Annotated in this window: 15 protein-coding genes and 1 tRNA gene; 13 read left to right on the forward strand and 3 right to left on the reverse strand. The window is 72.2% G+C overall.

Annotated elements, in window-relative coordinates:
• The first annotated feature begins 58 nt into the window (after positions 1–58).
• The 6 genes from D7147_RS18265 (at position 59) to D7147_RS18290 (ending at position 6,963) form a co-directional block, all read left to right on the forward strand.
• Complete coding sequence (locus D7147_RS18265) at positions 59–1,918, forward strand: alpha-galactosidase D (RefSeq protein ID WP_120679846.1); 1,860 nt, start codon at positions 59–61, stop codon at positions 1,916–1,918.
• A gap of 116 nt (positions 1,919–2,034) precedes the next feature.
• Entirely contained in the window at positions 2,035–4,446 is a 2,412-nt protein-coding gene (locus D7147_RS18270; RefSeq protein ID WP_120679237.1) for a glycosyl hydrolase family 95 catalytic domain-containing protein, read from the forward strand.
• A complete protein-coding gene (locus D7147_RS18275; RefSeq protein WP_120679239.1) occupies positions 4,443–5,738 on the forward strand; it encodes an SGNH/GDSL hydrolase family protein in 1,296 nt (431 codons plus the stop codon). The genes D7147_RS18270 and D7147_RS18275 overlap by 4 nt, the downstream gene beginning before the upstream one ends.
• A gap of 101 nt (positions 5,739–5,839) precedes the next feature.
• Positions 5,840–5,913, forward strand: a tRNA-Met gene (locus D7147_RS18280).
• 122 nt (positions 5,914–6,035) lie between these two features.
• Positions 6,036–6,599, forward strand: a complete 564-nt coding sequence (locus D7147_RS18285; RefSeq protein WP_147437410.1) for a hypothetical protein — start codon at positions 6,036–6,038, stop codon at positions 6,597–6,599.
• A 112-nt stretch (positions 6,600–6,711) separates the two neighbouring features.
• Positions 6,712–6,963 (forward strand): hypothetical protein, encoded by a 252-nt coding sequence (locus tag D7147_RS18290; RefSeq protein WP_120679243.1) that lies wholly within the window; start codon positions 6,712–6,714, stop codon positions 6,961–6,963.
• Between the two features lie 50 nt (positions 6,964–7,013).
• On the opposite strand, the gene D7147_RS18295 is transcribed toward D7147_RS18290, so the two are convergent.
• Complete coding sequence (locus D7147_RS18295; RefSeq protein WP_233563207.1) at positions 7,014–8,387, reverse strand: ABC transporter substrate-binding protein; 1,374 nt, start codon at positions 8,385–8,387, stop codon at positions 7,014–7,016.
• 124 nt (positions 8,388–8,511) lie between these two features.
• Here D7147_RS18295 and D7147_RS18300 point away from each other — a divergent pair, with 124 nt between their 5' ends.
• Positions 8,512–9,345 (forward strand): phosphoribosylaminoimidazolesuccinocarboxamide synthase, encoded by an 834-nt coding sequence (locus D7147_RS18300; protein WP_120679245.1) that lies wholly within the window; start codon positions 8,512–8,514, stop codon positions 9,343–9,345.
• A 37-nt stretch (positions 9,346–9,382) separates the two neighbouring features.
• Here D7147_RS18300 and D7147_RS18305 read toward each other — a convergent pair whose 3' ends face one another.
• Positions 9,383–11,362, reverse strand: coding sequence for a hypothetical protein (locus tag D7147_RS18305; RefSeq protein WP_120679247.1), 1,980 nt, complete (start codon positions 11,360–11,362; stop codon positions 9,383–9,385).
• Between the two features lie 19 nt (positions 11,363–11,381).
• Positions 11,382–12,416, reverse strand: a complete 1,035-nt coding sequence (locus D7147_RS18310) for a hypothetical protein (RefSeq protein ID WP_120679249.1) — start codon at positions 12,414–12,416, stop codon at positions 11,382–11,384.
• A gap of 247 nt (positions 12,417–12,663) precedes the next feature.
• Between D7147_RS18310 and D7147_RS18315 the strand changes: the two genes are divergently transcribed.
• From D7147_RS18315 to D7147_RS18340, 6 genes are all read left to right on the forward strand, one after another.
• Complete coding sequence (locus tag D7147_RS18315; protein WP_233563209.1) at positions 12,664–13,023, forward strand: WXG100 family type VII secretion target; 360 nt, start codon at positions 12,664–12,666, stop codon at positions 13,021–13,023.
• Positions 13,024–13,056: 33 nt separating this feature from the next.
• Positions 13,057–13,347 (forward strand): WXG100 family type VII secretion target, encoded by a 291-nt coding sequence (locus D7147_RS18320; RefSeq protein ID WP_120679253.1) that lies wholly within the window; start codon positions 13,057–13,059, stop codon positions 13,345–13,347.
• 144 nt (positions 13,348–13,491) lie between these two features.
• On the forward strand, positions 13,492–13,893 hold the full coding sequence (locus D7147_RS18325; protein WP_120679255.1) for a YbaB/EbfC family nucleoid-associated protein: 402 nt from the start codon (positions 13,492–13,494) through the stop codon (positions 13,891–13,893).
• Complete coding sequence (locus tag D7147_RS18330) at positions 13,886–14,260, forward strand: hypothetical protein (protein WP_120679257.1); 375 nt, start codon at positions 13,886–13,888, stop codon at positions 14,258–14,260. Before D7147_RS18325 ends, D7147_RS18330 begins: the two co-directional genes overlap by 8 nt.
• Positions 14,261–14,305: 45 nt before the next feature.
• Positions 14,306–25,609, forward strand: coding sequence for a WXG100-like domain-containing protein (locus D7147_RS18335; protein ID WP_120679259.1), 11,304 nt, complete (start codon positions 14,306–14,308; stop codon positions 25,607–25,609).
• On the forward strand, positions 25,606–26,712 hold the full coding sequence (locus D7147_RS18340) for a hypothetical protein (protein WP_120679261.1): 1,107 nt from the start codon (positions 25,606–25,608) through the stop codon (positions 26,710–26,712). Before D7147_RS18335 ends, D7147_RS18340 begins: the two co-directional genes overlap by 4 nt.
• Positions 26,713–26,928 lie beyond the last annotated feature (216 nt).

Raw genomic sequence — 26,928 nt, forward strand, 5'->3', positions numbered from 1 at the left:
CTCGGGGCCGGCCCCGGCCCCGTCGACGCCGGCACCACCCGCCACCAGGAGGTTGATGATGAGAACCAGCAGAGGTTCCCGGTACCGCACAGGCGTGGCCGTCGTGGCCGCGGCGCTGGCCGGGACACTCGGCGCGGGAGTCGTCCCGGCGCAGGCCACCCCCGCCTCGCCGGTGGCAGCGGTACCGGGCGGCGCGGCGGTCACCTCGGCCGACGTCGACGCCGACGTCGACGCGGACGGCGACGTCGCGGCCCGCCCCTACATGGGGTGGACCAGCTGGAGCATGCAGTCCTCGAAGTACCCGGGCCTGAACCCGGACGGTGACTACAGCTACCTGACCGAGTCGAACGTGCTGAAGCAGGCGGACGCGTTGGCGCGCAAGCTGAAGCCGTACGGCTACGAGTACGTGAACATCGACGCCGGCTGGTGGCGTGACTTCGCCTGGAAACCGAGGTTCGACGAGTACGCCCGGCAGACCCCCGAACCGTCGCGCTTCCCGCGCGGGATGAAGGCGGTCGCCGACGACATCCACGCCAAGGGGCTGAAGGCCGGTATCTACCTGCCCGTCGGCCTGGAGAAGGAGGCGTACGTCGAGGGCGCGGCGCCGCTCTGGAACGCGCCGGACTGCACCACCGCCGACATCGTCTACCCGGACCTGCGTACCACCAACGGCTGGGACAGCGCCTACAAGCTGAACTTCGACAACCCCTGCGCCCAGCGGTACATCGACTCGCAGGCGCAGATGTTCGCCGACTGGGGGTACGACTTCCTCAAGCTCGACGGTGTGGGACCGGGCTCCTTCAAGTCCGGCGACAACTACGACAACATCGCCGACGTGGCCGCCTGGCAGCGGGCCATCGCCGCGACCGGCCGCCCGATCCACCTCGAACTCTCCTGGTCGCTCGACATCAACCACGCCGCCGACTGGAAGCGCTACTCCAACGGCTGGCGAATCGACACCGACGTCGAGTGCTACTGCAACACCCTGGTCACCTGGGAGAACTCGGTCGACGACCGGTTCGACGACGCACCGGCCTGGAGCCGCTGGGCCGGCCCCGGCGGCTGGAACGACCTCGACTCGCTCAACGTCGGCAACGGCGTGATGGACGGCCTCACCAACGCCGAGCGGCAGACGTACACGACCTTGTGGGCCATCTCCAAGTCCCCGCTCTACACCGGCGACGACCTCACCCGCCTCGACGAGTACGGGCTCTCGCTGCTGACCAACCGCGAGGTCATCGCCGTCGACCAGAACGGTGGCCCGCCCGCCCGTCCGGTCACGCCCGCCGGCGACCAGCAGGTCTGGGGTACGCACAACCCCGACGGCAGCCGGACGATCGCGCTGTTCAACCTCGCCGAAGCGCCGGCGGCCGTCACCGCCGACTGGGCCTCCTTCGGGTTCACCGGCAAGGCCTCGGTGCGCGACCTGTGGAACCGGAAGAACCTCGGCACGTACCAGAACAAGATCACCGCGACCCTGCCCGCGCACGGCTCCCGGCTCTTCACCGTCCGCCCCGGCGGCACCGAACTGGTCACCACCAGCTACGAGGCCGAGGCCGGCACGAACACCCTGAGCGGCAACGCGTCCGTGAACGGTTGCGACGCCTGCTCGGGCGGCCAGAAGGTCGGCAACCTCTACCTCGGCGGCAAGGTGCAGATCAACGGCGTCACCGTGCGGAAGGCGGGGATCTACACGATCAACGTGGCGTACGTCAGCGGCGACGCCCGGTCGGTGACCGTCTACTCCAACGACGGCAACGGCACCAGCCTCAAGTTCCCCGCCACCGGCGACTGGGGCACGGTCGCGACCGTCAGCGTCCAGCTCGCTCTGAAGGCGGGCGTCAACACGGTCACCTTCGACAGCGCCGACTGGTACGCGCCGGACATCGACCGGATCGACGTACCGCGGACCCCCTGACACGACGCGCGGGGCCCGGTCGTCGACGGCCGGGCCCCGCCTCCCGCCGGGCCGCCACACCCGCCGCCCCCGTCCTGACCCGCGCATCCGCCGAACGCCGGAGTTGGAGCACCGACATGGATTTCCGGAACACCGAATCGCGCGACCTCCGTCCGAGCCGCCGCGGCTTCCTGGCCCTCGCCGCCACCTCCGGCCTGGCCACCGCCCTCGGCGGCGTACCGGCGTTCGCCGCCTCGGCGGCACCCCGGCGCCCCACCGAATCCCCGCTGCTCTCCCCGGGCGACGCGGCACGCAACCAGCTCTGGTGGTCGGCGCCCGGCTCCGCCAACTCCATGATCGAGCAGGGGTTGCCGGTCGGGAACGGGCGTCTCGGCGCCCTCGCCAGCAACGACCCCGCCCGCGAGCTCCTGACGATCAGCGACGCCACCCTCTGGACCGGGGGGCTCAACGACACTCTCCAGAGCGACGGGCAGTTTCCCTACGGGCGGGACGACTTCGGCTCGCTGACGCTGCTGGGGACGCTCACCGTCGACATCCCCGAGCACGACCTGGGCGTCGTCGACAACTACCGCCGTACGCTCGACCTGGCCCAGGGCCTGGTCGGCACCACGTACGAGATCGACGGGGGCAGCTACCGCCGGCAGATCTTCGCCAGCCGCCCGGACGACGCCATCGTGCTCCACTTCAGCCGGGAGGGGCGCGGCACCTACACCGGCACCGTCTCGCTGGCCGGCACCCACGGCGAGGCCACCACCGCCGGCGGTCGGTGCGCGTCGTTCGGCGCCTCCTTCGCCAACGGGTTGAGGTACGGCGCCGCCGTCACCGCCCACAGCAGCAGCGGCACGGTCGCGGTCCAGGGCAACTCGATCACGTTCACCGGCTGCCGGGACCTCACGGTCGTCGTCAGCGGCGGCACCAACTACGCCCCGGACGCCGGCACCGGATTCCGCGACCCGTCGGTCGAGCCCGAGCACCTGGCCCGGGCGAAGGTCCTGGCCGCGGCCCGGGAGTCCCTCCGCGATCTGCTGCACACCCACGTCGCCGACTTCCGTCCGCTCTTCGAGCGCTTCGACCTCGACCTCGGTACGTCGTCGCCGGCGCAGCGCGAGCTCGACACCTGGGGCCGGCTGGCGGCGCGCTGGCGGGACAACGTGCCAGACCCGGAGCTGGAGGCCGCGTACGTCCAGTTCGGGCGCTACCTGACGATCTCCGGTTCCCGAGGCAGCCTGCCGATGGGCCTGCAGGGGCCGTGGCTGGACGGCAACGACCCGGACTGGATGGGGGACTACCACACCGACGTCAACATCCAGATGAGCTACTGGCTCGCCGACCGCGCCGGCCTCTCCGACTGCTTCGACGCCCTCGCCGACTACTGCGTCGCGCAGCTGCCCGCCTGGACGGACGTCACCCGGCGGCTCTTCAACACTCCGACCAACCGGTTCCGCAACTCCAGCGGCAGGGTGGCCGGCTGGACGGTGGCCTTCTCCACCAACCCCTACGGCGGCAGCGGATGGTGGTGGCACCCGGCCGGGAACGCCTGGCTCTGCCAGAACCTCTTCGAGCACTACGAGTACGTCCAGGACCGCGCCTACCTGGCGAAGATCTTCCCCCTGCTCAAGGGCGCCGTGGAGTTCTGGGAGACCCGCCTCGTCACCATGACCGTCACCGACGCGGCGGGTGTCACCCGCGAGGTGCTGGTCGCCGACAGCGACTGGTCGCCCGAGCACGGCCCGCAGGACACCAGGGGCAACACCTACGCCCAGGAGCTGGTGTGGAACCTCTTCGAGAACTACCGCACGGCGACCCGGCTGCTCGGCCGGGACACCGGCCACGGCGAGACCGTCGACGGCCTGCGCCGGCGCCTGTACCTGCCCGAGGTCAGCCCGACCACGGGCTGGCTCCAGGAGTGGATGTCGCCGGACAACCTCGGTGAGACCACCCACCGGCACCTCTCCCCGCTCATCGGCCTCTTTCCCGGCGACCGGATCCGCCCCGACGACTCGACGCCCCCGGAGATCGTCGCCGGAGCGACCGCCCTGCTCACCGCGCGGGGCATGAACAGCTACGGCTGGGCCAACGCGTGGCGGAGCCTCTGCTGGGCACGACTGAAGGACGCGGAGAAGGCCTACCAGCTGCTGGTCAACAACCTGAAGCCGTCGACGAACGGTAGCAACGGCACCGCCATGAACCTCTTCGACATCTACGAGACGAACCCGGGCCGCGGCATCTTCCAGATCGACGCGAACCTCGGCACCCCCGCCGCCGTGGTGGAGATGCTGGTCTACTCGCGACCGGACCACGTCGAACTGCTGCCCGCGCTCCCCGCCGCCTGGGCCGCCTCCGGTGCGGTCTCCGGGGTGGGCGTACGCGGTGGTTTCGTCGTCGACGTGGCCTGGAAGGACGGCGCGGTCACCCGGGCGACGTTGACCAGCGTCGGCGGGCGCGCCACGACGGTCGTCGCCGGTGGCCGGTCGCGGCAGGTCACGCTCCGCCCGGGGGAGTCGGTCACGCTGCGGAGCTTCCGGTGAGGGCACGGGACAACCACGTCGGACGGGGCGCTCGCCGCCGCCGCTCGTCGGTCGTCGTCGCGGCGGTCGCCGCGGTCTGCGTACCCCTGACGACCGCGACGGCGGTGCAGGCCCGGCCGTCGGTCCCGGCCGACCCGCCGGCGGCATCTGTCGCGGCGGGCGGCCCGGCGACGACCCGGACGGATCGACACTCCGTGATCACGTGGGGGGCCAGCGCCGATCGGCAGGGCGCCGGGCCCGCGGACCGCAGCTACCGGCTGGTCGTACGCACCAGCGTCGGCGGGTCGAAGCCGCGCATCCGCCTGACCAACGCCTTCGGCGAGCACCCGGTGACCTTCGCGAGCGCCTACCTCGGGCTGCAGCGGCAGGGTGCGGAGCTGGTGCGGGGGAGCAACCGTCGGCTGACGTTCGGCGGGCAGGGCTCCGTCGTCGTACCGGCCGGTGGGACCGTCTACAGCGATCCACTGCCCGGGCGGTTGGCCGCCCAGGTCGACCTGGTCGTGAGCCTGTACGTCACGGGTGCGCAGGGGCCGACGACCGGACACGGAATGGCGATGCAGACGTCGTACGCGGCCTCGGGCGACCATGCGGCGCAGGAGGAGGCCACCGGCTGGACCGATCGGATCAGCTCCTGGTACTGGCTGGACGCCGTCACCGTGGAGACCTCGGTCGAGGTCGGCGCGGTGGCGCTCCTCGGTGACTCCATCACCGACGGCTGGGCCTCCACCCAGGACGAGAACCGTCGCTGGCCCGACTATCTCTCCCGACGGCTCCAGGCGGCGCAGACCGGCGGGGTGAAGGGTGTGGCCAACGAGGGCATCTCGGGCAACAAGGTGCTCGCGGACGGCGCCGGTGAGGCAGCCCTGCGCCGGTTGGACCGGGACGTGCTCTCGCACCCGGGGGTGGAGACGGTTGTCCTGTTCGAGGGGATCAACGACCTCAAGGCCCACAGCGGTGTCACGGCCGACGACCTGATCGCCGGGTACCGGGAGATCGTCGAACGGGTGCACGCGGCGGGGAAGTGCGTCGTCGGTGCGACGGTCATGCCGTTCAAGGGCTGGTCCGAGTACGACGACGCCGGCGAGGCGGTGCGCCAGGCGGTCAACGACTGGATCCGGCGCGGCGGCGAGTTCGACGCGGTCGTCGACTTCGACCGGATCACCCGCAGTCCGTACGACCCGCAGCGGATGCTGCCGTTCTTCGACGGCGGGGATCACCTGCACCCCAACGACAAGGGGATGCAGGCGATGGCGGACGCGGTCGACCTGGCCGCCCTGGAGTGTGACCGCTGAACCGTTTTCGCAGGTGGCAGCCCTTCTCGAAGGGGTGCCTGAGCGAATCTTGGGCCCACCGAACGGGCCTGCAGAGGATGGGGTAGAGTTGTCTTCACCGACGCGGGGTGGAGCAGCTCGGTAGCTCGCTGGGCTCATAACCCAGAGGTCGCAGGTTCAAATCCTGTCCCCGCTACGAGAGAAGAAGAACCCGGTTCCCCGGTTGGGGGGCCGGGTTCTTTCGTATCCGGAGGTCTCTGCGGGACGGCGGGCCAGGGGCGTGGCGCGTACGGTGTGGGCAACCTGAAGGAGATCCGGATGGCAGTCCGACCGCAGGGGCGTCGCAAGCCCAACAAGCTACGCTTCTTCGTCCTGTTCACCGCGCTGATCGTCGTCGGTGTCGGCGCTGTCTACGGCTTGCACTGGGCCGCGAATCCGTGGGCCCTCTCCCTGCCGGGCCGGCCGGCGCTGACGGGTCACTGGCAGGGCACGGTGCCGTACGGGCCGGCCGACGATCGACGGATCGTGCTGCGCCTCGACGACGACCCGCCGAGCGCGACCGACCGCTGTGGCGACTGCCCCGGCATGGTGGGCGTCGCCAAGGTCTGCGCCGCGGGGCGGACCGAGACCTACGAGCTGTGGGGAGACGCCCGTAACTACCGCGGGACCCGCTTCTCGCTGCACACCCGATCAGAGATCGAAGGCCCGGGGCCACAGCTGAACGAGCTCCACGGCGAGTGGGACGGCGATCTGGTGCGAATCCGTACCTCGTTGACCACGCTCGGCGCCGATGGCACCACCACCGGGTCGGACTCGCCGCCGCTGACGTTCGAGATGACTCGCGCCGACGAGGACGACTTCGACGGCCTCTCCTGCGGCTGACCGGGCTCGACGCCCGGCGCGTCGACCGAGCGTCGGGGGCGGTGGCCGTCCCGGCCGGGACCTTCTAGGCACCGATGCTGCCCTGGTTGCGGCCTTCGGCGAGGATGTCAGCATGTCTTCTTTCGGCAAGTGGTGGAGCCGACTCGGCGCGGTCCTCGGCGCGGTCGTGCTCTCGGTGTTCGTACCGGTGGCCGCGTGGGCGTCGACCGGGACGGGCGAGCTGGTGGTGGAGGCCGCGCGACGGCGTTCGCGGGGCGGAATCGGTTTCGGCTTCCTCGGGGCGCTCTGCTGCCTCGCGGTCGTCGTGGTGATCGTCCTCCTGCTGCTACGCCTGACCCGCAACCGTCGCGGTCCGCGGCGCTGACCGACGCGGCGGCGCCGACGTGTGACGTCGCGGTGCCGCCCCCGGCCGGCTCAGCTGGTCAGGGCAGCGTCGGCCTGGGCCAGGAAGCGGGTCGCGGCCGCCCGGGCGCCGCTGTCACCGGAGCGGACGCTCTCGGCCGCCGCGACCAGCAGGCTGCGAACCTGGGCGTGCCCCCGCGGCGGTGGCGCCGGGGCGGGGCCGGGGGCCGCGCCCAGAAGGCCACCTAGGGCGGCGGCGCGCCGCTGCGCCGGATCGGTGATGCTGCCCTCGACAGCCCGCCGGACGGCCTGGTTCGGGGTGAGGCCGCGCTCGTGCCCTAGGAGGGCTCCCGCCGCGACGTCGCTGGTCAGAAAGTTGATCACGTCGATCGCCGTCTCGGGGTCGCGGCTTCCCCGGAAGACCGCCCAGTACATCGAGGCCCGCGGCCACTGACTGGTGGGGGAGCCGGGAAAGGCGATCAGCCCCAGCCCGGCCCGGGTGAGGCGTTGCAGCTCGGGCAGCTGGTGCGACCAGGCGAAGGAGGCGGCGGTCAACCCCGACACGACGAGCTGCTGGGCCGGCTCGCCGCTGTCGGTCTGCTCGACCAGCGCGGCGCTCGGGGTGGCTCGCCCGGCGCGCGCCCGACGCCACAGCTCGAACCAGCCGACCAGCTCCTCCACACCGAAGGCGAGCTGCCGGCCCCGGTAGAACTCCCCGCCGCGCCCCCGCAGCCAGAGCCACAACGCCCGGTAGTCACCGGACGGATCCGTGCTGCCGGCCACCCGCCCCCTGCTCGCCTCCGTCACCTGCTCGGCCCAGTCGACGTACTCGTCCCAGGACATTCCGGTGCGTGGCTCGGGTACCCGCAGTTCACTCAGCAGGTCCCGGTTGAAGATCACCGCTGCGGCGGTCTGCCCGGCGGCCACCGCCATCGTCCGGCCCGCCACCTGGCCGTACTGGGCCAGCCCTTGGGGAAGGTTGCGCAGATCCAGCCGGTTGTCCGCGACGTGGTCGGTGAGGTCGCGGATGATCTCCCGATCGGCGTACTCGGTCAGGATGCTGTCGTCCAGCTGGATCAGGTCCGGCACGTTGCCGCCGGCGGCCTGGGTGGCCAGCCGCCCGTAGTAGCCGTCGATGCCCTGCCAGGTCACCCGGAAACTCACCCGCGGGTTGCGTTCGCTGTAGAGACGCAGCGCCTGCTCGGTCAGCTTCGCGCGGTCCGGTCCGCCCCACCAGAAGACCGACAACTCGATCGGCCCGTCCCCGGTGGGGGTCGTGGCCGGCCCGGAGGTGCAGCCCGTGAGCCCGCCGGCCGCGAGGAACGGCGCACCCAGTAGCGCGGCGAGCACGCGGCGCCGGCCGGGGTCGGCTGCCGGCACCGGCGGTCGGGAAACGGGCACGCGGGACTCCCGGGACGAGACGTTGGGGACGATCGGATCATTCACGCAGGCACCGCCCGAAGGTGTCAACGTCCGTCCGGGCAGAGCCGCCGCGCACCACTGGCGTACGCATCGATGCGCTCGGGCCACCCTGACCGCCGTACGTGTGCCGCGTGGTCTACTAGGCCGCGTGGAACTTCTGCACTCGGGCAAGGTCCGGGACGTGTACGCCGACGGCGACGACCTGATCCTGGTCGCCTCCGACCGGATCTCGATCTACGACGTGGTGCTGCCGACACCCATTCCCGACAAGGGCAAGCTGCTCACGGCGCTCTCGCTCTGGTGGTTCGAGCAGCTGTCGGATCTGGTACCGAACCACGTCATCTCGGCCAGCGACGTGCCCGCCGAGTTCGCCGGCCGGGCGATCCGCTGCCGACGGCTGGAGATGGTGCCGGTCGAGTGCGTCGCGCGCGGGTACCTCACCGGCGGGGGGCTCAGGGAGTACGAGCGCACCGGCATGGTCTCCGGTGTTCAGCTGCCCCGGGGCCTGGGCGAGGCCTCGATCCTGCCTGAGCCGATCTTCACGCCGTCCACGAAGGCGCCGGCCGGCGAGCACGACGAACCGATCACCTACGCGGACGTGGTGGCCAAGGTCGGTGAGTCGCTCGCCGAGCGGCTGCGTCAGATCACCATCGACGTCTACCGCCGCGGTGCCGAGATCGCCGCCGACCGGGGCATCCTGATCGCCGACACGAAACTCGAGCTGGGCTGGGCGCCGGACGGCAGCCTGCTCCTCGGCGACGAGCTGCTCACCTCGGACTCGTCCCGCTTCTGGCCGGCCGAGTCGTACCAGCCGGGGCGGGTCCAGTTCTCCTACGACAAGCAGTACGTGCGGGACTGGGCCGTCAACAGCGGCTGGAACAAGCAGGCGCCCGCGCCGGACGTGCCGACCGAGGTGGTCGAGGCGACCCGGGCCCGCTACGTCGAGGTCTACGAGAAGCTGACGGGCAACAGCTGGAGCTGACGGTTCCCGGCCGGCGAGCCGGCCGGGAACGCGTCACTCAGTTACCGCCGCCGAGCGCGGTCTTCGGCTCCGGCCGGTACGAGCGGTCCTCCGCCTGCCGACCGACGACCCCGCCGCCCGGCGTCTCCACGCTGAACGCCTGCTCGTCCGTGACGATCTTCAGCTCGTCCTGCTCGTCCCGGTGTGCTGCCTGCTCGGGGATGCTCGTCCGGCGCTTCGCCAGCTCCGGAGGAACGGCCTGGCCACCGCGGGCCGGACGCGCCGGCCCGCTCGCCGCCGGACGGCCCCGCAGGCTGCTCGGCACCTCCTCCAGCCGGGACACCCGCGCACCCGTCGGCGGCGCCACCGGCCCGTCGAGCACCGGCGCGACACCTTCCGGCTGACCGTCGCCCAGCCACTCGCCGCCCGGCTGCACGGGCCGGGTCGTACGCTCCTGGTCCCGCCTCGACCGGGCCGGCGTCGCCGGTGGCGTGCTGCCGCCCTTGGCCGAGTTGCCCAGCACCGATGGGGAGGTGCCCGGGCGGGTCGGCGTCGAGCTGCCGTGCCCGTCGGAGGGCAGTCCCGTCCCCGGCCGGCCCTTCGTGGGCTGCCGATTCTGCAGCACCGGCGGGGCGGTGGCGTTGCTGCGCGGCGCGAACTGCTCGGCACCGGGCGCCCCTGGCCGGCCCGGCGTACGGCCGGTGGTGGACTCGCTCGTCGTGCCGGGCGCACCCGGCCGACGCGTGGTCGACGCCGGCGGGGCACCCGTCTGGCCGGGATTGCCCCGGGTTCCGGCCGGCGGCGGCGTGGCGTTCGCCGACGCCCCCGGCGAGCGCAAGGCGTTCGGCGGTGCGGACCGTCCACCGGCCGGGGGTGGGGTGGCGGTGGCGCCGGGGGAGCGCAGCGAGGCCTGCGGTGGCTCCGCCACGGGCGCGCCCGTGCCGCCCCGGATCACCCCGTTGCGCATCGCGCCGCGTTCAGCGGCGTTCAGCCCGTCGAGCCCCGGCGGACGCGTCACGCTGGGCCGCGGCACGCTCGTCGCCGGCGGGCCGGTCCGGACCGGCGGAGGCACGACCATGGGGGGCGTCGCGACCGGCGGCGGGGCCACCGACGGCGTCGGCGTCGGGGTCACCACCGTCGGTGGCGGCTGCATCTTCTCCAGGATCTGCTTCTGGATCTCCGCCGGATCGGTCGGCCTGGGCACCGCCTTGACCGGCACGGGCGGCTTCGCGACGGGCGGCTTCGCAACCGGCGGAGGCGCGACCGGCGGGGGTGCCACCGGCGGAACCCCGGTCGGGCCGCGCCACGGCGGGTGACCCACCAGGTTGAGCACGGCGTCCATCGGGAAGAACGGCGGACCGTGCCCGCCGCTCACCTTGCTCATGGTGTCGAAGTACTCGTTGGCCGTCTGGTGGGCCAACTGCTGTGCCTTGCGGTTGTACTCCTTCTGCTTCTCCTGGACCGCCTCGGCCTCGGCCGCCTGGATGCCCTTCTCACCGTCGTAGAGACCCAGGGTGAAGCCCTGCTTGAAGCCCTCGGAGAACTGTGTCCAGCCGTCCGCGTTCTTGGCGTCGTCGATGGCGTTCTGGTACTCCGTCCAGAGCCGGTCCATCTCCGCCCGGGAGTCGCGGGCGATGCCCACCATCGCCCGCAGCGCGGCGACGTTGTTGAGCGTGGCGTCCATCCACTCGTCGAGGTAGGCCAGGGTCTTACCCGGACCAGCCTGCAGGAAGGCGTCCCGCGCCTGCGGTGACTTCCAGGTCTCGTCGTGCAGCGCCTGGCTGGCGTTGAAGAGCTGCTGGTGGATGCTCTGCAGCAGGTTGTAGGCGTTCTGCCACTGGTCGGCCAGCGCGGAGATGTCCTCCGGGTGCTGGCCCAACACCTGCTGGCGAACCGCCTCGATCGTGGCCCCGCCCTCGTCGGACGGGGGTGGGGTGAACTGCAGATCGGTCTGCTGCGGCGGAGTGACGTAGCGGGTGCCCTCGCCGCTGGGGCCGCCGTGTGGATAGATCGCGCGGGCACCCCAGTAGTCCGCCATGGCGTCTTTCCTCCCTGGCTCAGATGCCGTAGTCGTGCCGCTTGATCTCGTCCAGGGCGTTCCTGGTCGGCGAGTCGCAGACCTCGCTGGGATCCACCCCGTCGGTGTTCTGCCCGACGTGCAGCTCCTGGGTGACGTTGCCCTCGCCGTCGCTCTCCGTGACGTGCCGGGTGCCGTCGGCGTTCTGCCGGTCGACCGACCTGGACGTCGTTTCGCCTTCGGCGTCCAGCTGCTCGTCGGTCCGGCTGTTGCTGCCGTCCTCGCCGTACGTGGTGGTCTGCCGGCTGCCGCCGGTCGTCTTGCCGTTCGCGTCGTAGTTGGTGGTCGTGGTGATCGTCGAGTCGTCCCGCACGACCGTGGTGGTCCGGCTGCTGCTGGTGCTGGTCACCTTGCCGGACGGGTCCTTGGTGACGATCGTGGTCAACGTCCCGCCGCCCGGCAGCGTCTGGGTGGTGAGAGTACGCACGCTGCCGTCCTCGGCGAGCGACGTGTGGGTGACGCTCCCGTCGGGGTTGACCGTCGGCTGGCCGGTGTCGGTGAACTTCTGCTGCTCCCCGCCCCCGCCCTGGTCGGTCGCGGACAACGACTCGAATTGCTGGTCCCAGTAGGTCTTGCCGGTGACGAAGGGGGGCAGGCCCGGCGGCCGCGGCGCGTTCGCGTCGCCGAAGGCGAACCGCACCGCGTCCAGCGACGCCGCGGAGAAGCCGTCGGTCGAGGAGTAGGCGTCGGCGATGGTCTGTGCCGCCATGCCGGTGTTGGTCAGCGCCGTGCCCAGGTAGGTGATGTAGCGCTGCAGCTCGCCGTAGTTGCCCGCCATCTGGCCCTTGATGTATCCGGCCTCGGGCAGCACCGCGCCTTCCCAGGCGCTGTTCGGCAGCTCCGCCAGCAGGCTCAACTGGCCACCGTGGTTCTGCAGGTTCTCCTGGATGGTGACCATGTTCTTGCCGTAGTCGACCATGCCGTCGATGTCGACGTCGACCGGCTTCTGATCGGCGAGCCAGTCCGTGCGGGTGTTGAGATCAGTCTCCCGCTGGTAAGGATTTTCCTCCGCCACCGACCCTCCCCTGGTGCGGCGGGCCCCCGCCCGAGTGTGCACAGATCGATGCCCAGACTAGCTTCTGTCAGCAACGCGCGGGTAACGGCGAACGGTCACGACCTGTCATCATCCACCACATCGGACCGATCGAGGTAGCCCGATTCGGCACGGGACGCTACCGTCAGCATCGGCCGTACTAGGCCACCACATCAAGGGGACGCTTCCCTGAACGGGGGGCGCGAGCAGAGGAGCGGGTGAGTCCACCTTGACCGACACTCCAGGACTGGGTCAGGTTCACGCCACCCAGGAACAGCTCAACGCGATGGCGCAGCGGTGCAACGACACCGGTGAGGGTCTCGCGCAGGGAATGGCTCAGCTCATCGAGCGGATCCAGACCCTGGGCGGCGGGGGAATGCGGGGCTCGGCGAACAACGCCCTGCAGGACGTGTCAGTTCAGCTCAACGACGGTCTGCGGACGATCATCACGGCGCTCGACGAGCTGTCCGGCAAGATGACCAACGCCGCGACGCAGTACGGGATGAACGACGAGGACGCGGCGACCGAGATCCGTAACGCCGCCGCCGAGACCGGCGACACCAGCGTGATGAGCATCCTGCGTGGCTGAGGCCGCAAGCGACGAGCGAGAGGTGAGAAATCAGTGACCAGTCCCATCACTTACAACTTCGGCCAGATCTCGGACGTGGCGACGGCCATCGGCACCTACCAGGGCCACATGGACGGTGCTCTCCAGGACCTGTACGGCCAGTTCCAGCAGCTCTTCGCCGCGGACTGGCAGGGTGCCGCGGGCCAGGCCTGCAACGAGGCCCAGCAGAAGTGGAACCAGGGCGCCGAAGAGATCAAGAGCGCGCTGATGCGCGTCGGTGTCAAGCTCGGTGCCTCGGCCGAGCGGATGCAGCAGGTCGATCAGGCGATCGCCGCCGGCATGTGACGGGCGGGACGGGCCGCCTCCATCCACGGTGGAGGCGGCCGGCCCGGTCGTAGCGCCACCGGCGACCCGCATCGCGGCACCAGCGGGGCGGTCGGACGGCAGGGATTTCGATAGGCTTCCGTCGGCGACCTTGGGGGAGGGGCGATGGAGGAGCGACCGAACTTCGGCGCGTTGAGCGCCATGATCGGTGACCTCAAGAAGGCCTGGTCCGGAATGGACGAGGTGCAGAGCAAGATGCTCAAGGTCACCGGCACGGCCTGGTCGGACGACCAGACCATCAAGGCGGTGGTCGGGCCCCGAGGTCACCTGCTCGAACTCGAGATCGACCCGCGGGTCTTCCGGCACCCCAACTCGAAGGCGCTGGCGGCGACGATCGTGGCCACCGTCCGACTGGCCGTCGAGGACGCCGCCGAGCAGTCCAAGGAGATCCTCGACGGCAGCCTCGCCCCCGACCTGCGGCGCATCGCGCCCGGCGGGAACCAGCTGCAGAAGCTGCTGCACAGCCACGACGCCGACGTGCTCGTGAAGGGGGACGACGATGAGTAGCTTCGTCGAGATCAAGTCCAGCGTCGCCGACATCATCGGCATCGCCAACCGCATCAGCGCCAGCGGTCAGTCGCTCGCCTCGACCATGACGTCGAAGCTCGACGCGGTCACGGCCATGGAGTCCGGGCACGGCACGCTGCCCCGCGGCGACGAGTTCGTCGAGGAGTTCCTCAAGACGTACCACAAGTCGATCGAGGTGCCCGGCGGTGGCGCGCAGCCGATGAACGAGGCCGTCAAGAGCAGCATGCCGAAACTGGGCGAGGCGATGGTCCAGCTCGGCAAGTACGCCGCCGACGCCATGTGGAGCTACACCGGCACCGACGACGACAACCGCGACCAGATCAACCGGGCCGGTGGCCGCAGCTGACCGTGGCCCCGTCGTGAAGCACGGCGGTGAAGGAGAGGACTGCGCGTGAGCGACAGTGACCACGCGCTCGCCGAGATTCTGGAGTGGTTCTCCGACCTCGAAGCCGCGATCCCCGGGGTGCGCTCCACCGTCGGCGAGATCCTGATCGGCAAGATCCCCGAGTCCGACATCGGCGCCGTCTACGACCTGGCCGACACCTGGGCCGACGCCACCGAGGCACTCGGGACGTTCTACGAGGAGGCCGCACACGCGGCCGACGGCATCCTGAACAACTGGTCCGGTGACGGCGCGTCGGCCGCCTTCGCCGAGCAGTGGTACAAGTACATCGAGTCGCTGGCCGGATCGGTCGACACGCTCGCCTCGATGGAGCAGGCCGTACAGAGCTACGGGCTGCAGGTCGAGCTCATGAAGTTCATGGCCCTGATCGGCCTGATCATGCTCGCGGTCTCGCTCTTCATGCTGGTCGCCGCGGCCATTCCGTCGCTCGGCCTCTCCACCGCCGGAATCCCGGGGGCCTTCGCCGCCTGTCGCGCGGCGATCGGCGCCGCGGCCAGCAACGCGATGCGCGCGATCGGCAGCATCTCGGTACGCGCGGCGCTCGCCGAGGCGACCGCGCTGGTGACCCGGGCGCTGCCCACCCTGGTCCGTACCCAGCTGCCCAATCTGGTCCGCACCCAACTGCCCCGCCTGGTCACCACCCAGCTACCGAACCTGATCCGGCACGAGCTGCCCACGCTCATGCGGCACACCCTGCCCACCCTGCTCCGGCAGGGCGGCACCACCTTCGCGCGCGGCGTCCTGCCCCGCAACGTGATCGCCCGCTCGGTGGCCGACCGGATGGCCGGGCAGTGGCTGCGCAGCGCCACCAACCGCGAGCTGCTCCGCCAGCTCGGCCGCGAGGCCGGGCTGGAGTCCCGTCGGCTCGCCGGGCGTGGTCTGCTCGCCGCCCGAAACCAGCTGGCGAAGGAGATCGAGGAGCAGCTGCTCCGTAAGTTCGGCGCCCGGGTCGGCACCGACCTCGCCGGACGCGCGGCCGGCACCTCGCTGACCCGGATGGCCGGCAACGAGGTGTTCGAACAGGTCAGCCGCGAGGCGCTGGGCCAGTACGCGGCCCGCGAGATCGCCGCCACCACGTTCAGCCGGGAGCTGGCCAAGTACGTGGGCACCCGGGTGGCCTTCGGCGCCGGCTTCATGGGCGCCGGTGACCTGCTCGGTCAGATGTACCAGATCGCCGGTGGCGAGCGGGCCAGCCTCGACCTGGGGCAGCTGGGCATGTCCACGCTCCAGGGCGGTGTCTTCGGCGCCTCGATGTTCGGCGGCATCACCGGGCACATCGTCGGCGGCGGGGTGGTCGGCGCGGGCATGTCGGCGGCGACGCTCGCCGCGCAGGGCAAGCTCGACCTCACGAACATCACCGGGGCGAACGTCACCGAGATCCTGCACGGCGGGGCCGAGGGCGCCAAGGCCGGCGCGATCTTCGGCGCGCAGAACAAGATGGAGGCCGTCAACGTCGGGAGCACCCTGCGGATCGGCCACGACGTCGTGGTGCTCCCCGAGGGGATCGGCGCGTTCGACCGGGCCGACGGGCTGCAGGTCACGTACAGCGAGTACGGCGCGTCCTGGCAGCGGGTCGACGGCAGCGGCACCCGGATCGACGGTGGGAGCATCGGCGCCGACGGGACGGTTCTCTCCCGGGACAGCACCCAGTCGCCCGCCCCGCACGTGGTCGACGGGGACGTCATCCGGTCCGAGCCGTCCGCCCCGCACACGCCCCTCGCGCAGCTGCCCAGCACCGACGTCCCGCAGCGTACGAACCTGGTCAGCGGGACGGGCGGTGGGGACGGCGGAGGCGGCGGAGGTGGCCCGCGTCAGCCCGCCCACCCGACGTCCGGCGGTCGTACCGGAGATGTCGGGATCCGGACGACGGACCCGTCGCGGCCGGTCGGCGAACTCACCCGGCCGACCACCGATCACAGTGCGCCGGTCGCCGACCGCACCCCCACCGACGCGTCGCCGCAGCGCCCGACGCCCGACTCGGCGCCGCCAGGCGACCGGACACCCACCGACGGCGGGCCGACCGGCGACCGTGGCCCGGAGGGTCCTTCCACGCGGGAGACGGCGCCGGATCGGATCGGGGACGACCCGAGCCGGCCGGAGCAGCGCGAGCCGGGCGACGCCCCGCCACCCGAACCCACCCGCTCGGAGCCGCCCGGGTCGCCCCGGGACACCACCGGCCGGCACCCCACCGATCCGGCTCCGACCCGGCCGCACTCGGATCCGGTTCGGTCGGGCGACGCGCCTCCGCCGCGGACGGATTCGGAGTTCCCGACGGAGCCGCGCTCCGGGGCACGCGCCGACACCGCCCCGCCGGCCCGGCCGGACACCGCCCCGCCCGTGGAGACCGGGCCCGCCGTCCGGGGCGACACCCCGCCGCCGGTACGCACCGATGCTCCGCCGCCGCGCGTCGAAGGCCCCACCGCGCCGCGCGCGGACGCCCCCACGCCGCCGCGTGCCGACGGGCCCACGACGCCGCGTGCCGACGGGCCCACGACGCCGCGTGCCGACGGGCCCACGCCGCCACGTGCGGACAGCCCCACGCCGCCACGCGCGGACAGCCCCACGACCCCGCGCACCGACAGCCCCACGCCGCCGCGTGCGGACGGTCCGCCGTCGCCGCGCGACCACTCCGCGCCGACGAGTCGGCCGGAGACGCCCACGAGCCGGGACGGTCAGCGCGGTCCGACCGATCCGGTCCAGGACCGGCCCACCGGCACGGGCGACCGGAACGGTGCACCCACAGGCCGGGACGAGCACGGCCCACCGCCGAGCCGCCACGAGGATCCGTCCGCGCCGGTCCGCGCCGACGAGCAGCACGCCGACCCGACGGCGGGGGAGGCGCAGAGCGGCGCGTCCATCCGACCCCGCGACGAGCTGCGGGCCCAGGAGTGGGCCAACAAGGCGTACGACCGGTTCCGGGCCGACCCGGAGGACGTGCCGGAGATCGCCGCGCACCTCGCCGAGGTGGAGCGCCCCGACGGCACCATCGGCTACAGCCAAGCCGAGATCGCCCGGGTCAAGCAGCACCTGATGTTCGACGAGCACACGCTGCGCGACTACCCCGACGGTTGGGAACGGCGCCGGTTCGATGCGGACGAGGACATCGCGGAGGCCTGGATCCGCCTGCGGGAGGGGCGGCACCTCGAGCCCGACCTGGTGCTGCTGGAGCACGAGCTGGCCGAGTCGGGCTACATGCGGGTCCACCCCGACGCCACCTACCCGGACGCCCACGCGCACGCCCAGAGCCTGTTCAATTGGGAGCGGGTCGCGCCCGGGCGTACCGGGGAGGACCTGGACAACGCGTATCCGAGGAGAACCGGCGATGGCGATTCTGGTGGACTTCGAACTGATCCGACAGGACAGTCGGGAGGTCGAATACAGCTTCGGCTTCCCGGAGAAGGATCGTCGACTGGTCATCCAGAAGGACTCCCGCCAGGGGACACCGCTGGACGGGGCGGAGGACATGCAGTACCGGAAGGCGTTCGGCAAGATCCTGCGGATGCAGGCCGAGGCGGCGACCTGGCCGGCCGGGGGGAGCTACGCGGCGTAACGCCGGAGGGCGAGCGGGTTCCGTTCGAGCTGGTGCCGGTCGAGCCTCGTCCGGTCGGGCCGTCGGTGCCGATGCCCGAGGCTGTCCGGTCGACCTTCGACGGGCACATCGGCGAGCTGCTCACCGGCCGCGATCCCGGCCCGGTGGATCAGCCGCACCGGGCGAGCTGGGACGAGTCGTCGCGGCTGCTCACCGTGGAGTACCCGGACGGCGTCACCGTGCAGGTCGCGCTGCAGGTCAACTCGTCCCTACCGCCCGGTCAGCCGGTGGTGCTGCGACCAGGGCTGGAGGTCGAGCACGGGCAGTGGGTGCAGCGCGAACCGGCCGGTGTGGTGCTCCCCGACCACCTGCCGACCGACCCGAACACCCGGGCGGCCTTCGTCGACCGGCAACTCGGCGACGCCTGGAGCACCCTGCACCGGGAACTGCACCAGGTGCTCGACCGGCCGGTCGAGCCCCCGTCGCCGCGTGGCGACGGAACGACCCGGACCGACACCTCACGCATCGAGAGCGGGCCGCGTACCGATCGGACGCCCACCGACGGTGGACCGCGTACCGATCGGACGCCCACCGACACGTCCCGGACCGACACGGCGCGGAATGACGGCACGACCCGGACCGAGCGGCCTCGGGATGACGCCGCCGGGCCGCGTACGGACCGGGACGACACCGCCGGGCCGCGTACATCGCGGGATGACGCCGCCGGGCCGCGTACGGAGCGGGACGATGCCGCCGGGCCGCGCGCGGACCGCGACGGCACCCCGACGGAGCCGAGGCGTGGGCCGGACGCGAACGATCCGGCGCCGGTCCGGCCCGAGCACGACGCGCGGGCCGACGGGGTGCCGGAGAGCCCGCGCGACACCGCGGCGGCGCCGCGTCCGGAGGAGCCTCCGCGCCGGGCAGACGAGCCGTCGCTGGCCGAGCTGGAACGACCCCTGCACCCCGACCCGCCGGTGCTCGACCGGGTCACCCTCCGCGACGCCACCCCCTCGGATCCCGCGCCGCCCCGGCCGCTCACGCCGGACACCGTTCGCGGCCTGCTGGCCGACGCCGGCACCCCGGAGCAGGTCCGCGGCTGGGCCCGCGACCACCTCGCCGTACGGCAGGAGGACGGCTCGTACGTGCCGCGCTCGCAGGCCGAGATCGACGCGGCGGTGACCCGGCTGCACGAGGAGACCGCAGCGGTCGTCGACTCCCACGTGCCGGCCGACCCCAACGCGACGCCGGAGGGCGCGGTACACCCGGAGCAGACGGCGCGCCCGGGCGACTCGCCGATCCTCCAGGAGTTGGCGCCCAGCGAGAACTTCCCGCCGCATCGTACGAGGACCGGCGCCGAGCTGCCCGAACAGGTCCACGAGCTGGTGCAGCGGGCCAAGGAGAACCTGCTCGGCCGCTACCCGGAGACGGCGGTGGCGGCCCGGATCGCCGACCTGGACGCCATCGGCGGTATCGCCGACCGGTTGCAGACGGCCGCCGACGCGGCCCGCGAGAGCGGCCGGCTCGGTGACGTGGTGCAGGGCGTCCGCGACCTGAGCCGAGCCGTCAACGAGTACGCCGACCAGTACCGGGACTGGCGTGACTTCGAACGCGGCGGTGACTACGCCGACCCGGGTTGGCGGGACCTCGACGGCGTCGACCCGCTGAACTCGGTGGAGATGGCCACCCGGGTGGTGAGCGTCGACCCGCAGACCCACCGCTTCCACGTCATGGACCAGGCGATCGCGATCGCCAAGATCGGTGACGTGCTCGGGCCGACGTTCGAGGGGCACGCGGCGCGTACGTTCGAGCGGCTTGTCCCGAAGGACATGGAGAGCGTCGACGCGCTGCTTCCGCCCGAACTGCGCAGCCCGGAGCTGGACAAGTGGATCCAGGGGACCGCCCGGGGCGGCTTCAACCCACGAACCGAGATTCTCTACGTCGACCCGCGAGACGCAGGAGGGTCGAGCCGGCCGATCAGCGCGGTGGCCGCGACCGTGGTGCACGAGAGCATGCACCGCCTCCAGCCCCGCACGGACCTGGTGGCCGACCACATCGATCAGGGCGTGGCCGAGGGGCGATACGGCGAAGACGTCTTCCTCAACGTCATGGCCCCGCTGCGTTTCGAGGGCGAGTTCCAGGCGTTCGCCGTCCAGCAGCAGTTCCTGCGCGGGCTGGCCGGCTTCCGGGAGATCCAACACGGCGGTGATCTGCGCGTACCCCGGAGCGACGGCTATCAGGAGATGGCGGACTGGACCCCGCAACAGATGCGGGACAGCATCCTCGACCGGTACGTCCCCAACCCCGCCGAACGTGCCGCCATCCCCGATCATCTGCTCGACCAGCTGGTGGCGCTCACCCCGGAGAGTGTTCTGGATCGGGCCCGCCTCTCGATCGACGAGGCGAACTTCCCGATCGCCGACGACCGCCGGCAGGGCACCTTCTACGGCCCGATGACGCGGGAGACCGCCGACCGGTACGGCATCGACCTCGACGCGATCGGGCAGGAGCACGGCAGGCAGTCGCTGCCCCGGCTGCTGGATCAGGAGGCCGCGCCGGAGACTTCGGTACCCCGGAACGGCTCCGACTCGCTGCCGCTGGCGGAGTGGGGACCTCGCCGGGACGGGGACGCGGCCTGGCCGCCCGAGCAGCAGTCGCCTTACACCGCCCCGCCGTGGCGAACCGACGGGCCTGCCCACGACAGCACACCCCCATGGCACGACCCATCGCCGACGCACGGGCCGGGTGCGCACCACGACGGGCAGCCGGCCCGCCCGGAGCCGGAGCGCCGGCCCGGTGCGCTGTCGCGGGCGTTGCGCCGGATCACCGGCCTCTTCGGCGGTGGCGAGGCGGCCCCGCACGCCCCCGAACCGAACCCGGCGACCCCGCAGCCGTGGGCTCCGCGCCCCGGTGAGCCGAGCCACGGTGGCCTCGGAGAGTGGGGCGGGCAGCGGCCAGGGGAGCCGACCCAGGGCGGCTTCGGGACGTGGGGCCAGCGGTCCGGCGAGCCGGTTCACGGCGACACCAGCCCGTGGGGCCAGCGCCCAGGTGAGGCCCAGCAGTGGGGTCAGCGTCCGGCGGAGTCTCAGCAGTGGGGTCAGCGCCCGGCGGAACCTCAGCAGTGGGGTCAGCGTCCGGCGGAGCCCCAGCAGTGGGGCCAGCGCCCCGGCGAGGCGGCCCCGAGCTGGCGGCCCGGCGAGGCCTACCCGCCGGCCCACGACCCGTATGCGAGCCGAGGCTGGCCGCCGGAGGCCGACCCGGGTCACACCGGGACGCCGGGGCGGCCGGGCGTCGACCCGTACACCGGGCAGGCGCGTCCGACGTCGGATGCTCCCGCCTGGGGCACCCCCGAGCGTGCGCCGGAACCGAGGACGCCGGCCTGGTCGACGCCGGAGGCCGCCGACCGTCCCGCCTGGACGAACGGCCCCGAGCGCGCCTCCGCCGACCCGGTTGCTGCCGACGGGCGGACAAACCTGGCGCTCACCGAGCGTTCCATCGCGCTGGAGGAGCTGCGCGCGTCGACGGACCCGGTGCACCAGGCCCAGGTACGCGCGGATCTCCAGCGGATCGACGCCGATCTGGCCCAGCGCGGCTACCCGGTGCACCAGTTGGAGCGGGTGCCGGAGGCGGAAGGTCCCACAGCCGCCGACGCTCCCGCGGCGGACGGTCGGGACCACTCCCGGCACGACGAGATCTGGTCCGACCCGCCGTGGCGGCAGGAGGACCGGCGGCCCTCGCTGGACGAACTGATCCCCAGCTCGCAGGAGGAGGCGACGGCCTGGGGCGACTCGGTCCGGCGGGAGTTCGCCGACCAGCTCGACGGGCGCGAGTTCGCGGGGCTGCGGATCCGGGTGGACCTGGAGGACCCGTACAGCGTCAGCGTGCACCGCAACGAGGTCGTGGTCCGGGCGGAGGTGCAGGACGCGAACGGGGTGAGCGCCGGGCGGGTGGTGCGCTCCTTCCAGCGCGACCACAACGGCAGCCTCTTCGTGGAGCACGTCTCGCTGAAACTCGACGACCGCGTCCAGGGCCACGGCTTCGCCCGGGAGTTCAACGACAGCCTCATCGACTGGTACCGCTACTCCGGCGTCGAGCGGATCGAGGTGCACGCCGCCTCCACCGTCGGCGGGTACGCCTGGGCGCGCGACGGCTACGACTGGGCTCCCAACACGGAGCACCGGTCCAGCGCCGTACTCGACCGGCTCCGGGTCGAGCTGCGCGGTCTCGACGCCGACGTCGACATGGCTCGCCGGCTGGCCACGGACGACCCGAGCGTGGACGCCGACCGGCTGCGCAAGCGCTACGGCACCACTGATCCGGAGCAGGTGGCCCAGGAGGTGCAGCGGCAGCGGGAGGCAGCCGAGCAGATCCTCGAACGCGCCCGTACCAGCTCCTTCGGCAGCGCCCGGTACCCGACGCCCTTCGACATCAGCCAGGCCGGCTGGGGCGACCACCACCACGGCCGGGAAGCGTCGTGGGTCGGCAAGCGCGCGCTGCTCGGCGCGGACTGGAAGGGCGTCAAGGAGATCAGCGACACCGGTCCGCTGCATCCCCGGTCGGCGCACACCCAGGGCATGCCCCGGGTTCCCGACCCGTCGTCGATCCACAGCCTGCTCAGCGGGGACGGGCATCCGCCGGTCACCGCCGCCCGGGTGCCGGAGGGCGAGTTCCACGGGTACGGCCGGGACGTCCCCGAGCCGGACGCGGTGCGGCAGCTCGGTGACGACGCCCTGCGCCAGGTCACCGAGGCGCTGCCGGAGGGGAGCCCACTCAAGGGCGTACGGCTGGAGTTGACCACGGTCCCGGCGGACGCCCTGCCGGACGGCGCGGTGGCCCGGTCCGTGCCGATCGATGCGCAGGGGCGGGACCTGCCGCACGGTACCGTTCCGCCGGAGGGCGGCGGCTGGCGCGTCGAACTGTCGGACCGTGCGAGCGATGTCAATGTCGCCCGCGCCGTCGCGCACGAGGCGGCCGAGCTGACGGCGATCCGGCAGCGGGCCGACGGTGGGCTGGACCCCTTCACCCCGGACGCCCTCGTTCCCGGTGCGATGGCCGACGGCGCCACGCTCAGCCCGCACGACCACGGTCGGCTGGCCGAGGCCGAGGTGCTGGCGGACCTGCTGCGCGATCCGGCGCAGGCCGCGCACGCCCGGACCGAGCTGCGGGCCCTCCGCGACCACCTCGGCCTGCACCCGGACGATCCCGGCGCGGCGGCCCGGTCGCGGCTGCTCGACGGGCGGATCAGCGACGCCGGCCGGGACGCCCTGCTCGGCCGGGAACGGCCTCCCGCCGACTCCACCCGTTCGCCGGCGGACGGCGGCCCGGCACGGGCGGCCGACGGTGAGACGGTCCCGCCGGCGGGTCGCGACAGCGACGGCGCGGCGCCCGATCGCGTCGACGCCGATCCGGTGCCGGACCGGTCAGATCCCGCCGAGCTGACGGCGCCGGAGCGGTCCGACTCCGCCGAGCTGGCGGTGCCGGAGCGGGCCGAGACGGCCGCCGCGACCTACCCGGCCCGGACCACGCGGGTGCCGTTCGACTTCGAGCGCTTCCTCAACGACCCGCGCTGGGCCGACGAGGCGACGCAGTTCGAGCAGCGCCTCGGCGCGTACTACTTCCGCGACCCGGAGGTGCTGGACACCGTCCGTACGGCGTTGACCCGGATGCGGGACATCCTGGTGGACCTCACCGAGCCGCGCGCCGGCGAGACCCCCGCCCAGGTGAAGGCCCGCGTGGAGAGCGCGTTCTTCCGGGACGACGCGAAGGACAGCGCCGGCCAGGTCGGCAGCGGGGTTGGCTTCGACCGGCTGATCCGCGAGGGCAACCTGCGCGAGACGATGACCGCCTTCTACAACGCCGCGTACACGAACCAGGCGAACCCGCACACGCTGTCCCACGCCTTGCGGGCGGTGTTGGACGGGGACCGCTGGGAGCAGGCCCGGGCGGCGGGCGTCGACGTGCCGTCCGTACGCCGGATGGGCGAGCTGCTCGACGGCAACCTGAACCGGCTGATGCCGGAGGCCCTACAGAAGACGTTCAAGTTCGGTCGCGACTTCTTCGCGACCGGGAACGTGGCGCGCAACTCCGAGCACGGCGTCCGCGACCTGACCGAGATGACGGCGAGCCAAAAACCCCGGCAGAACCGTAGCCACTCCGAGATGCTGGAGCGGGCGAACACCCCGGACCACTACGCGAACCTCGGCACGCCGCTGGGACGGCTCGAGCGGGCCTACGTGGACCAGCTGGAACGGAACAAGACCGGCGAGCCGCTCGGCGAGCATGGCAAGCTGCCGTGGCGGGAGGGCGTCACGGCGCACCACACGGATCGCGGCCCGTGGGCCTGGTGGGTCGGTCGGGACGGCTTCCCGGTCATCGACGGTGTCTCGGGCACCACGGCACGGATGCTGACCGCCGCCCGCTTCATCGGTCTCGACGGCCCGCAGCTGGAGCGGTTCCTCAGCGGATTGATGGGCTGGATGCTCCCTGCCCGCGACCACAGCCTCTTCGAGATCCTGCGCGGATCGGAGATCGCCGGCGTCGCGCGGGTCGACGTGCGTCCGCCGGGCACCCGGTTCACCGCGGTGGACCTCTACCGGGCCCTGCCGGACATCGACCTGCCGACGTTGCGGAGGGAGGTCGGCGTTGACGGGCTCCTCCCGCACGAGGCCCGCTACCTGGAGCACGCCGTCGACCCGCGCGGCTTCTCCGAGACGCAGCACAAGGTGCCGCAGATCGCCGACCGGTTGTGGCCGCAGCTGGAGAGCGGGCACGTCCGGGACCCGGACCTGGCCGACTGGCTGCGGCGCAACGGCATCGACCCGACCGACTCGGCCGCGGTGCGGGAGCTGGGCCAGCGCCTGTCGAAGCCGCACGTGATGGCCTTGACCGTCTACACCCGGCACAGCCACTACCTGATCAACAATGTGATCCGCGGCCACCTGTGGACCAGGTTGGCCGGAGACGTGCCGATGGAGGTGCTCTTCGGTCGTAAGATCCGCGAGCTGGTGACCAACTACCTCGACAACCTGACGGCGGACACGAAGGCTTTGCCGCTGCCCCTGAAGCTGCGTTCCGTGGTCCACGTCGGGGAGGGGCATCTCAACTCCCGATCCGACCTGGCCGAGCCGGCGCAACGGTACGTGGACGCCCACCGCCGGATCGCCGACGCGAATGTCCGAATGGCGGAAGAGAGACGACTGGGCAACCTGCGTGAGGAGGGCCAGGCCCGGCTCGAAAAGCTTCGGGCCCAACGGGACGCCGCGGTTGCCTGGAGGCAGATCCGGCGTGAGCTGGACGCTGTGACACCACAACTGCTCGACGAGATGCGTTGGCACGCCGACATGGTCCACGACGCCATGATGCAGCTACCCGCCCTCGGCAGCCCGGAACGCCCGACGGTCGCCTACCGGGGCGACTGGATCACCCCGGTCTACTCGCCGATCTACGGCAGTTCCACCTTCCCAGTTGGTATTGCGCGGGAGTTCCTCAGCGTCAGCCGCCAACTCGACGTCGCGGTGCGGTTCATGTCGGAGAACCCGGCGTCGGGCGGTAAGGTGCTGGTCGTCTACCTGTTGACCGGCGAGCAGGCGCGCGACATCTCCGTCTTCTCGTCGTTCGCCGAGGACGACGAGGCCGTCTTCCCGCCCCGGTCGAGGATGCGACGGACATCCGATCATCCTGAGTTGGTCGAGCAGGTACGGGCCGGATTGCCCGAGGAGTTCCGGGACAACTGCGAGATCATCGTGATGGAAGAGGAAAGACCGTGACGGACGGAACCGGCTGGGACGACGCAAGCCAGTTCTTCGCCGACGTGCACCGGATGCTGACGCGGCTCGCCGGTCGGGTGCCGGACGAGATGCTCACTCGGCTCCGTGAACTCTTCGGTAGCGGCGACCTGCGCTATCTGCCGGACGCCGTGTCGGTGGCGGCGGTGGAGCTGGACGTTCCGCTGACTCCGGCCGACCGAGACCTGCTGGCCCACATCCTGGACGTGCTGGACGTACCAGGCGGGAAGCCCCAGTTGTTCGACCGGGTGCCGGTGGCCGCCGACCCGTCGGCCGTCGGGCCGTTCCGGTTCCTGCCGGTGCGGCCGGCGGTGCTGGCGGAGGCAGGCCCACGTGTGCCACCCAGACTCGATCTGACCGGCGGCGACCCCGACGACCTGACCGATCTGCCGCCGGAGCTTCGCTCCCTCGCCGATCTCGCCAACCGCCTCACCGAACCGTCCGATGACACGGCGATGGTGACGCTCACCGTCGAGCCGGGAGTGGTGGGCGTCTGGCGTGCCTGGCGGGTGGGAACGGACCAAGAGGCCGCAGCCCGTCCGGTGTACCTCGCCGAGGTGGCGCCCGGCGTACCGGCGTGGGACCTCGCGTACGACACTCAGCGCTCGCTCGCCGAGGACGGCGACCCTGCGCCGCAGGTCGAGGTGTGGTGGACCGGCGACGTGCTCCCGGCGTACCACCGGCTGGCGCTGGCCGGGGCGGCGCTGCTGTGGACGCCGGAGGTGGGCCGGGTCCGGCTGGCACTCGGCGCGGAACAGCTGACCGATCTCGTCCGGTCCGGGGCTCCCCGCGTACCCGTGCCGGAGCGTCGGATGTTGGCCGAGCGGTTGGCAGCGGGCGCGGCGGTGCCCGGCCGGGCCGAGCGGCTTACCGACCTGGTCGAGCCGGGGCGCGGCGAGGTCGTGCCGGGCGGGTACCGCACCGACGGCCGCTGGGTGTGGCCGGAGGCGCTCGGCTACTACCTCACCGAGTACGGCGTGACACCCCCTCGGGAGCTGACGGAGGCGCTGGCAGCGGGTGGCGCGACGACGCCGGCGAGCCAGGTCGCGGCCTTCCGCGCCAGCCTCGCACTCTCGGGCCGCTGACCGCCCGATCGCGGCGCCCACGCCGCGCGTGTCGACGGCCCGGCGTTCGGCGCAACCGATGAACCTGGCGGGCTGAGGCAGGAGGAGCCGTCGCCCGGTACGACGGGGAGGGTGTCCGAGTGGATGCGGAGCGCGTCGCCGCGGCAATTCAACATCAGGTGCTGACGCCAGGTGAGACCGCAGAGAGCATTCTGGTCCTCGCTTGACGACCATGGG

The sequence above is a fragment of the Micromonospora musae genome (assembly GCF_003626545.1).
In the GTDB taxonomy this organism is placed as follows: Bacteria; Actinomycetota; Actinomycetes; order Mycobacteriales; family Micromonosporaceae; genus Micromonospora; species Micromonospora musae.